The following is a 6,514-nucleotide window of genomic DNA, read 5'->3' as shown; positions in this document are numbered from 1 at the left end:
TGCAGCGTTTCCATGCGGCAAAGGTATTCCTCCGGCGTTTCGCCGTAGACCCCTACACCCTCGGTGGTAATGATGTACTCGTCAAACTCCCGGCCATCCCAATGCCGCCGCTGTTCATGAAACAGGTTCTCCGTTTTGTGATCGGCCCGGTCAAGAAATTCATAGACTTCCAGCGTAACCTCCACGGCCACGGCTTGTCCGTTATAATTGATGGTAACTTCCATCTGCCTTTCCTCCATTCAGATTTTTTGGTAAATCTGAATGGGGCGGCGGAGAACGGCACTGGGGCCAGGGTTCGGGCCATGCTGGCCCGATGTTCCGGCTCCACAGGGACAAAAAAGCGCCCGGACGGCATAAAGCCATACGAGCGTAATGGAATATATTTTGCTGTTTGGTTACATGGTATAGTACATACTGCTGGCCGCATTGCTCCGCTGCTGGAAACAGGCTTTTTTTAGCTGGTGCAGGTCATGGGTACTGTGAAAAAAGACAAGAATAGACACGGCGGCAATCCTCCTATATGCCGCCGTGGATTTACACGGTGTTAGGTCGTCGTTGGTTTAGGATAGACGAAAAGAAACGGCGGCTCTGAAAATCAAAGCCGCCGCTTCATAGGCGCGTGAAAATGTGTCTGCTTTACGACGGCTTTTTTTCTTTTGCCGTCGTCCGGCAGATCATTAGATATATTGCATTTATTTAGTCTTGCGGTTCCATCCTTTCAAAATTAACAATGACAAAATCACACAAACCATCAGAATTACAACGCCGATTAAAACCTGAAACATATTTGCATTATAATAACCAGAGATATTGAAAACGGCTGTCATGGGATATACCGTCTTTAACTGCTGGGACATACTCGCAAATAATCCAGCAAACGAATAAATTTCTGCAAATACCAGAGCCAGCCAATACCCCTTTTTCATCCGCGCTACCAGAGCGATAATAGGCGAAATTGCAAAGAATACGCCTACCCCATCCAGAAAATATATTTTCAGATTTTCTAACACAAGGCCAACGGAAAGTGCTTCTAAATGCAAAACTGCCTCGACAAGAAAGGTAATTGCAAAAAGTAAAAGGTAAATCAGAACGCTGAACACAAAGGCAAGTATCATTTTGGCAAGTGTCAGTTTCACTTCATCTACGGGAATGAGCCGCAGAGATTTTAAGGTATCCTCCTGTTCCTCCCGGCAAATCATATAACTTCCCAATAGGGAAATTACAGCAGGCAGAACATAAAAGGTAGCAAGGGATTGGGCCGCTGTCATAAACCATCCAGCCCCGTCAATATATCGGCGGTCATAGAATGTAAACTGTCCCTGTGCAAAGACGATTAACCCTACCATGACTGTTGCAAACCCAGCAATCCAGAGTATTTTGGAACGGTGGAGTTTCTGGCTCTCCGCCCAAAGCAAATCTTTCATCATTTTTTGCACCTCACTTTCTCCGAACCAATGCCACATTCGCCAATACAGCCGAAGCAGCAGCCCATACACCAATGCACAGAAATGCGGCTGGAATATTTAATGGCTGATCGAATACAACACCCGGAATATCATACATAACAATAGCGGTCATACTGGACAGCGGATGTAGGTACATATTCACCATCAAGAGGATAAAGCCGAGGAATGTATAAATCAGCGTCAGGCAAACAGGGAGAATATAGCCCTTTTGCGCTGCGGCAACCGCCAGTACTGGTAACACCGCAAAGGCGGTCAACAGAGAAATTTCCATACACTTCCGCAAAAGATAAAGGACACTTTCACTGTCAAAGGGAATATAACCGGATAGTACGCCGGTCAGAATGGACGCCGTTGCGGTGACTAGCATAAAGCAAATGGAATACACCAGCACCACAGCAAACTTGCTGAAAAAGTATGCCATTTTATTGACCGGTACAATCCAAAGCTGTTTGAGCATATCATACTGGTTTTCGTTATACATCAGCATGGTACACAACATCCCCAGCACTACCGGTAGGATGATCCACGGGGTATAGCTGAACGCTGTCCATTTGTAAAACATAATGGGGTCCACGCCGGTTCCTTTGACACTTGAAAAGTAAAATACGGCAGCCAGTGGCATAAAGAGCGCCGCCAGCAGCATGAGCCAGATAAACTTTCTCCGGCGCAGTTTTAGAAATTCAACTTGTATCAGTTTAAGCAATTCCCGCTCCCCCTGTGATCTGTTTGAAATAATCCTCAAGGGTATCATTGCAGATTTGGGAGCTGATAACAGCTACATCCTGCACCACAAGAGCCTTGTTGATTGCCGCCATATCCAGTGCGGTGTCATAAAGCCGCAGGTTGTGTTCGTCCTGCACTGCATAATCGGTCACATGGAATTGCCTTTCCAAAATTAAAGAGGCTTTTGGAATATCCGACACTTGAAGCTGGATGTATTTCCGATTTTTCTTTTCTAATTCATCCATGCTGCTTTCTTCCAGCAGAACCCCGTGGTCGATAATGCCTATATCATCTGCCAACAGTGAAATTTCGGAAAGTATATGGCTGGAAATTAGGATGGTTTTGCCACGCTCCACACTTAAATTCTTAATAAAGTTCCTCACTTCGGCTATACCGATAGGGTCAAGTCCATTGGTCGGCTCGTCCAAAATCAAAAGCTCCGGGTCATGCAGAATAGCGTTGGCAATACCGAGACGTTGCTTCATGCCGAGGGAATACTTACTGAACAGCTTTTTGTCCTTGTAGGGCAATCCCACAACTTCCAGCGCGTTCTTGACGGCATTGGGCTGGGGTGTCCCTCGCAACTTCGCAAAAATTTCAAGGTTTTCTGTGCCGGTCAGATTCGGATAAAAACCGGGAGTTTCGATGATGGCCCCAATACGGGGATAAATGCGTTTCTCATGGCCTTTGATGTTCTGTCCGAACACATCCACTTCGCCGGAAGTGATTGGTGTAAGGCCCAAAATCATTTTCATAATTGTGGTTTTACCGGCTCCGTTGCGTCCTAAAAGTCCATAAATCCGACCCGGTTTCACATGAAGATTCACAGAATTAACGGCAGTTTGTTCCCCGTAAATCTTTGTCAGCTTTTTGGTTTCAATCACAAGATCACTCATAAAAATACCTCGCTTTCTCATTTTGTTTCGTTCTTCCAGATAACATAGTTGTAAAGGCTGCCATCCGGGAAATAGTTGATGAATACTTTGAAATTGCCTTTGTCACAAGGAATGACAAATTCAACACGGATTTGGTCAGAGTGTTCCGGCACATAGCAGGACACATCCGGGGAAGTGTTCTTCGGCAGCCCGCCCAGCTTATCGACTTCTTCTTCCCATGTTTCCTGTATCGTTTCCGCAGAAATATTGTCCTGTACGCCCTGCGGCAACGCATTGAAGAAAGTTTCAAAATCTCCATCCATCATTTGGTTAAAGTATTCGGTTGCTTCTTCCGTAATGGCCTGTTGGTCGGGAGCCTCGCCGGAAGATGGAGCGGCCTGCTGGCAGGCACAAAGAGAAAAAACAAGCAGAATACCGAGTAATAAACAACTCAATCGTTTCATAGGTCTTTCCTTTCAGTAAGATTGCTTTTTTAGAGCCACTACGGATGCGGCGGCAAATGTAGCACCGATCAAGAGCAGCGAACCGACACAAACAAGCGGCGAAGTATTGAATAAAACGCCTTGCATCAGGCTTTCTACCATAGCTGCGGCCGCTTCGGAAATATGGGGATAAATCCCCATCACGCTTGCCAGCGGGTGTATTCCCGTAAGATAAGCCGGGGCAATGACTACGGGAATCAGATAAAGCAGCGTTGCGCCAATGGGCAAGATATATCCCTTTGACAGCGCGGAAAGAAACACAATCGGAAGCATGGCTATGGGAATCAGAATACCACCTGCCAGATACAAAAGACCAGCGTCCATCAGTGTTTGGGCGTTCAGATCGGGAAAGCCTCCGGCAATCAGCCCACCGACAACACACAAAAGAAAAGTAATCAGGCACAGTCCTACGGACATCAGAATAACCACAGCGACTTTTGAAAAGTATAGCTGTGCTTTTGTAATAGGGATGATAAGCAGTTGTTTCATCGTGTCATTTTTGTGTTCATCGAAAAACAGTGTCGTTGCAAACATTCCCAGCACAATCGGCAGAAACAGGCTGGACAGATTCTTAAAGGCCAGTGTGTAAAGGTCGCCAAAACTATCCATAAAGGGACTGCTCCTTGAAATGCTGCAAGCCCTCTCAATTGCAAACGCTCCAAGCAGAAGTGTCAGAGCCAAAATACACCAGACAATTTTATTCCGTTTCCATTTCTGGATTTCAGTTGTAATAATCGTCATACGGTTTTCTCCTTTCATGGTTCCAACTATAAAACGCAAACCTTGCCATAACCTTGCCGAGATAAAATTTTTTCAAAAAAAGCTCTGTGGGATCACAGAGCTTTCGGAAGTATGATGATAAAGGTTGTTCCGTTTCCGGGAACACTGGCGGCTGTAATCGTTCCTTTATGAATACTGACTAACTCTTTGGCAATCGAAAGGCCCAGCCCGTTCCCTTTGGCAGAACGGGAGTGATCACATTGATACATCCGTTCAAAGATATGCGGGAGATCAGAGGCGGCAATCCCATTGCCGTTATCAGCAACAACGATTTTTGCCTGCTGCTCCGTTTCAGTCACGGTCAGGAAAACTTTGCTTGCAGCACTGTGCGTCAGGATATTTTGCAGTAAATTATTGAGAATACGAGTGTAGGCGGTAGAGTCAACCCGTGTCATGTATTCTGTTTCGGGTATCTCAATTTCATAGCTAAGATCGTGGTTTTCCAGCAGCGGCACCCAATCAGCCATGATGTCACGGGAAAGCTCATTCAGGTCGCAGACCTCAAAATGAAAAATCTGTTCCCCGGCATCCAGCTTCACCCATTCAAACAGGGCGGTCACAAAATCTTTCAGGTGGTGGGCTTTTTCCATAGCCACCCGAATGTATTCTTCCTGCTCAGCTCCTGTTACCATCTTGCTTTCCACAGCCTCCAAATATCCAACCAGAGAAGCAAGAGGGGTTTTTACATCATGGGAAAGGCTTGTCATAAGCCGTTTATAAGCCTGTTCGGATTGCTTTTGCTGTATAAGCCGAGATTGGCTGCTCATGGCAATCTCGTTAATATCATAACAGATTTGTTTTGTCAGGTCGCTTTCCCGTGTCAATACACGGCGATTCAAATTCCCGGCTTTTATATCGTTTAGGGCATCCCTAATAAGAAAAAGCTGACCACGGACACGGTGAAGTTTTCCCAGAAGATAGCTGATTACCAGCAAGGCAATCAATAAAGACAACAATAGATAAAGGTTAATCTCCATGCTCATGCCTCCTTGTTAAAGCGATACCCTACACCGCGGACAGTCTGAATATAAAAAGGTTGTTCTGGATTTGGCTCGATTTTTTTTCGCAGTTTACTGATAAATGCCATGAGGTTATTGTCGTCAAAATCATATTCTTCTGTCCACACCTGCATATAAAGTTGCTTTTTAGTAAAGACCCGTCCTTTGTTGGACGCCAGAAATAGAAGCAAGTCAAACTCCTTGCCGGTCAAGTCTACCGAGAGATTCTGAACCGTTACGGTTCGGTTGATTTTATCAATTACCATATCTTTCAGAAGCATGGTGGCGGCTTCGTTTCCAGTCACAGGGTTTAAGGTGGTATAGCGCCGGATTAGAGAATTGACACGAGCCATCAGTTCGTTAATTCCAAACGGCTTTGTCAGATAATCGTCCGCCCCCAGCCGCAGACCAGAAACCTTATCTTCTTCGTCGCTTTTGGCGGTCAGCATCAGCACCGGCACATTGTTTTTCTCTCGGATTTTCTGCAATACTTGAAACCCGTTCATATCTGGCATCATCACATCCAGAATAATTAGTGAACAGGTATCCTTGTTTTTTTCCAGTAGCCTCAGACCCTCTAAGCCGCCATGTGCTACTACCGCAGATAAATTTTCTTGTTCCACACATTTTTTCATCAAGGCACAAAGTTCCTTGTCATCGTCTATAATCAAAACGCTATTCATGTTTCAGCAACCTCCCTTGTTTTGTTCTTCCATCAATCGGCTTTTCTGCGTTCTTGGGGATCAGCCAAACACCAGCCATTTTCATAGCGCCGGGGATACGCTCTCCGGCACAATAATAATTTACCCTACGAGGTGTCACGCCCCACTTTTCGGCGGCCTCTTTCAATGTCATATAGTCCATTTCGCACCTCCACAGAATACATTATAGTTCTCTTTCTCGAACAATGCAAGAAATGGAATATGAATTATAAACTTCAACTAAACTGCATATAGCAACATTCCACGGGCAAAGTATGAATTATACAATGTAACTGGGTGATGCTATATGGCGAAAGTTGAAGATTGTCCCGGTTTTGAAACCTTTGGTGCAGATGTCAAAGCCGCACGAGAGGCAAAGCGTCTGGCACGAAAAACATTGGCGGAAATGGTTGGGATTGAATGGCGGTATCTTGCCAACATTGAGAATCAAGGTGCAATTCCGAGCCT

Annotated in this window: 8 protein-coding genes and 1 pseudogene; all 9 read right to left on the bottom strand. The window is 45.4% G+C overall.

Features of this window, described 5'->3' with window-relative positions; translation table 11 throughout:
- Window positions 1-224, bottom strand: a pseudogene (locus H8S44_RS15965) (sigma-70 family RNA polymerase sigma factor); the annotation flags it as partial.
- A 468-nt stretch (window positions 225-692) separates the two neighbouring features.
- Window positions 693-1,427, bottom strand: coding sequence for an ABC transporter permease (locus H8S44_RS15960; RefSeq protein WP_330601894.1), 735 nt, complete (start codon window positions 1,425-1,427; stop codon window positions 693-695).
- A 10-nt stretch (window positions 1,428-1,437) separates the two neighbouring features.
- Window positions 1,438-2,169 carry an ABC transporter permease gene (locus H8S44_RS15955; RefSeq protein ID WP_055221125.1) on the bottom strand — a complete coding sequence of 244 codons (732 nt, stop codon included), beginning with the start codon at window positions 2,167-2,169 and terminating at the stop codon, window positions 1,438-1,440.
- Window positions 2,162-3,085 (bottom strand): ABC transporter ATP-binding protein, encoded by a 924-nt coding sequence (locus H8S44_RS15950; protein ID WP_156066401.1) that lies wholly within the window; start codon window positions 3,083-3,085, stop codon window positions 2,162-2,164. The genes H8S44_RS15955 and H8S44_RS15950 overlap by 8 nt, the downstream gene beginning before the upstream one ends.
- A gap of 17 nt (window positions 3,086-3,102) precedes the next feature.
- Window positions 3,103-3,528: a DUF3887 domain-containing protein gene (locus H8S44_RS15945; RefSeq protein ID WP_117522863.1), complete on the bottom strand. Its 426-nt coding sequence runs from the start codon at window positions 3,526-3,528 to the stop codon at window positions 3,103-3,105.
- 12 nt (window positions 3,529-3,540) lie between these two features.
- Window positions 3,541-4,308, bottom strand: coding sequence for an ABC transporter permease (locus H8S44_RS15940; RefSeq protein WP_117962462.1), 768 nt, complete (start codon window positions 4,306-4,308; stop codon window positions 3,541-3,543).
- Window positions 4,309-4,400: 92 nt separating this feature from the next.
- Entirely contained in the window at window positions 4,401-5,324 is a 924-nt protein-coding gene (locus H8S44_RS15935) for a sensor histidine kinase (protein WP_117522865.1), read from the bottom strand.
- 2 nt (window positions 5,325-5,326) lie between these two features.
- Complete coding sequence (locus H8S44_RS15930; protein WP_117801974.1) at window positions 5,327-6,028, bottom strand: response regulator transcription factor; 702 nt, start codon at window positions 6,026-6,028, stop codon at window positions 5,327-5,329.
- On the bottom strand, window positions 6,021-6,209 hold the full coding sequence (locus H8S44_RS15925; protein WP_117801973.1) for a helix-turn-helix domain-containing protein: 189 nt from the start codon (window positions 6,207-6,209) through the stop codon (window positions 6,021-6,023). The genes H8S44_RS15930 and H8S44_RS15925 overlap by 8 nt, the downstream gene beginning before the upstream one ends.
- Window positions 6,210-6,514: the final 305 nt, after the last annotated feature.

Origin of the sequence: Anaerosacchariphilus hominis (genome assembly GCF_014290175.1) — a bacterium.
In the GTDB taxonomy this organism is placed as follows: domain Bacteria; phylum Bacillota; class Clostridia; order Lachnospirales; family Lachnospiraceae; genus Laedolimicola; species Laedolimicola hominis.
The sequence above is the reverse complement of the archived record's forward strand: the minus strand, read 5'-3'. Positions and strand labels throughout refer to the sequence as shown.